This window comes from Dietzia sp. CQ4 (assembly GCF_014145125.1).
In the GTDB taxonomy this organism is placed as follows: Bacteria; Actinomycetota; Actinomycetes; order Mycobacteriales; family Mycobacteriaceae; genus Dietzia; species Dietzia natronolimnaea.
The window spans coordinates 1-2,892 of the sequence record NZ_JAALDZ010000408.1; the positions used below are offsets into that span (position 1 = coordinate 1).

Below are 2,892 nucleotides of genomic sequence, written 5' to 3' on the forward strand. Positions count from 1 at the left end.
CGCACGGTCAGGGTGCTCGAGGCCCGGGACCGTGTCGGCGGACGCACGCTCAACCACGTGCTCGACGACGGGCAGGTGGTGGAGGCGGGAGGGCAGTTCGTCGGACCCACCCAGGACCACGTGCTGGGGCTCGCCGCGGAGCTCGGGGTGACGACGTTCCCCGCCCACACCGTCGGGGACACGGTCTACGTCCACGGTTCGCGCAGCCGGCGATTCCGCGGGGACATCCCGCCGGACCGCCTCGCCCTGCCCGACATCGCCCTGGCGACCACCCGCCTGGCCCGCGCGAGTGGCGAGGTCGACGTGGCCGCGCCGTGGGAGCACCCCGACGCGGGCCGGTTGGACGCCCAGAGCCTCGCCACCTGGCTGCGGCGCGGCGCGATCGGCGCCGGCGGGGTCGAGTTGATCGACACCCTCCTCGGCTCGGCGTTCGGGGCCGCGGCGTCCGAGGCCTCGGCGCTGTACGGCCTGGCGTATGTCGCGGGCGCGGGTGACGAGATCCACCCGGGCTCACTGGACCGGATGATCGGCGTGGCCGGCGGGGCCCAGGAATCCCGGGTCGTGGGCGGTTCGCAGGTGATCTCGCAACGCATGGCCGAGGAGTTGGGCGACTCCGTCACCCTCGGCGCCCCCGTCCGGCGGATCGAACACCGTGCCACGGGGGTCACCGTCACCACCGACGCGGGGACCTTCGACGGCGAGGAGGTGATCGTGACCGCGCCACCCCACCTGGCCGCCGAGATCGAGTGGAGCCCGTCGCTGCCCGCCCACCAGGACGCCCTGTTCCGCAGGATGGCCTTCGGCACCCTCATGAAGTGTGAGGCGATCTACGAGCGCCCGTTCTGGCGGGAGGACGGACTCTCCGGCCAGGGCGTCTTCCGCGGGGGCGGTACCCCGGTGTGCTCGATGTTCGACAACACCCCGCCCAGCGGCTCACCCGGGATCCTCATGGGGTTCGTGGGGGGAGCGGGGTGGCGGAAGTGGGCGCCCCGTCCGGCCCGGGAGCGCGGCGGGGCGGTCCTGCAGAGCTTCGCCCGGGTGGTCGGGCCCGCGGCGCTGGCGCCTGTCGGATACTTCGAGAAGGACTGGACCGCGGAACGCTGGACCCGGGGTGGCCCGACCGCTGTCCTCGGCCCCGGCGTCCTGACCACGCTCGGTCAGTGGCGCGACCGGCCGCTCGGCCGCGTGCACTGGGCCGGTGCCGAACACTCCGACTACTGGAACGGCTACATGGACGGCGCGGTCCGCTCCGGGGAGGCCGCCGCCCGCGCCGTGATCGCACACTCAGGAGGACATCCGTGACACGTCTGACCGTTTCCGTACAGCAGCGACTCGCAGCCCCGGTCGAGGACATCTGGGCCGTGATCGACGACACCTCCCGGTACGCCGAGTGGGTCGACGGGGCCCTGGAGGTCACCGCCCACCACGGTGCGGCGACCGTGGGCGAGACCTATTCCGAGCGGAACCGGACGATCGGGCCGCTCACGACGCGGTCCGTGTGGACGGTGGGGAAGGTCGAGCCGCGGTCCCTCAGGGTCGATTCCGGCACCGGGTTCGCGCCGTTGCACGACATGGTCAACACCTTCCGCTTCGAGCCACTGGGCGCCGAGGCCACCCTGATGACGTACCGGGTCGACTGCCGGGTCGGGCTCGGCCCCCTCGGCCGCCTCGTCGCGCCGGTTCTCGAGAAGTCGCTCACCGGCCAGTTCCGCCGGTCCATGACGACGCTCGAGAGCGTCGTGCACGCCGAACGCGGCATCGATCAGGCCGGTGGGCTGTGACGACGGAGTCGTCGGGATCCCGTGGGCAGTCGTCGCGGGCCCGCGAGCACGTCGCCGCCACCGCCAGGCGACTGGCGGCCGAGGGACTGCTCATCGGCACCGCCGGAAACGTCTCGGCCCGGGTGGACGACGGGCGGATCGCCGTGACCGGCACCGGGGTGGTCCTGGCCGACTGCCGTGCCGAGGACGTCACCGTGGTCGGCGCGACGGGCGAGCACGTGGACGGCCGACTCGCACCGACCTCCGAGCTCGGGCTGCATCTGGGGATCTACTCCGGTACTCAGGCGGGGGCCGTCGTCCACACCCACGCCCCGTTCTCCACCGCCGTCTCCTGCGTGACCGGGATGGACGTGCTGCCCGTGCTGCACTACCAGCAGTTGCTGCTGGGCGGGGAGATCCGGGTGGCGCCCTACGCGACCTTCGGAACCCCCGAGCTCGCCGACCTCGTCGTGGACGGCCTGCGCGACCGGCAGGCGGTCCTGATGGCCAACCACGGCTCGGTGACGGTGGGATCCTCCCTCGACAAGGCCCTCGACAACGCGCTGTTGCTGGAGTGGCTGGCGGCCCTGCACGTCCGCGCGAGTGGGGTGGGCACACCACGCCCCCTCACCGAGGCGCAGCAACACGACGCGGTCGTCCAGGCGATCACCCTCGAGTACGGAACCACCAAGGAGAGCCCGCAATGACCGACATCTCATCCATGACGATCGCGACGGTCGGAGTGCACGTCCTCGACGTCCACGCGATCGGGATCGAGTCCATCCCGGAGGGCTCCGCCGGGGCCCTCGTGGACACCATCGCCTTCTCCCCGGCCGGGACCGCGGGGGGCACCGCGGTGGTGCTCAGCCGCCTCGGGGCCGGGGTCCGCAGCATCGGTGCGGTCGGCGCCGACTCGATCGGGCGCACCCTGACGACCCTGTTGAGCGGGGAGGGGGTCGACACCGGCCGCCTGGTGACCAAGGCGGACGCACAGACGTCCGCCTCGGTGATCCCTGTGCGCCCCAACGGGGACCGGCCGGCGTGGCACTGCATCGGCGCGAACGGCGTGTTCACCCTGGACGACATCGACGACGACGCGCTCGAGGGGCTCACTCATCTGCACCTGGGTGGG

General features: G+C 72.6%; 4 protein-coding genes. All 4 read left to right on the forward strand.

Translation table 11 applies throughout. From position 1 onward, the window contains the following. The coding region (locus G6031_RS17965) for an FAD-dependent oxidoreductase (RefSeq protein WP_182654013.1) at positions 1-1,302 on the forward strand (1,302 nt) is incomplete at its 5' end. Beyond that, entirely contained in the window at positions 1,299-1,781 is a 483-nt protein-coding gene (locus tag G6031_RS17970) for an SRPBCC family protein (RefSeq protein ID WP_182610558.1), read from the forward strand. The genes G6031_RS17965 and G6031_RS17970, both read left to right, overlap by 4 nt. Next, on the forward strand, positions 1,778-2,467 hold the full coding sequence (locus G6031_RS17975; protein WP_182610557.1) for a class II aldolase/adducin family protein: 690 nt from the start codon (positions 1,778-1,780) through the stop codon (positions 2,465-2,467). Before G6031_RS17970 ends, G6031_RS17975 begins: the two co-directional genes overlap by 4 nt. Continuing rightward, a partial coding sequence (locus G6031_RS17980) for a PfkB family carbohydrate kinase (protein ID WP_241737411.1) occupies positions 2,464-2,892 on the forward strand: 429 nt, incomplete at its 3' end. The genes G6031_RS17975 and G6031_RS17980, both read left to right, overlap by 4 nt.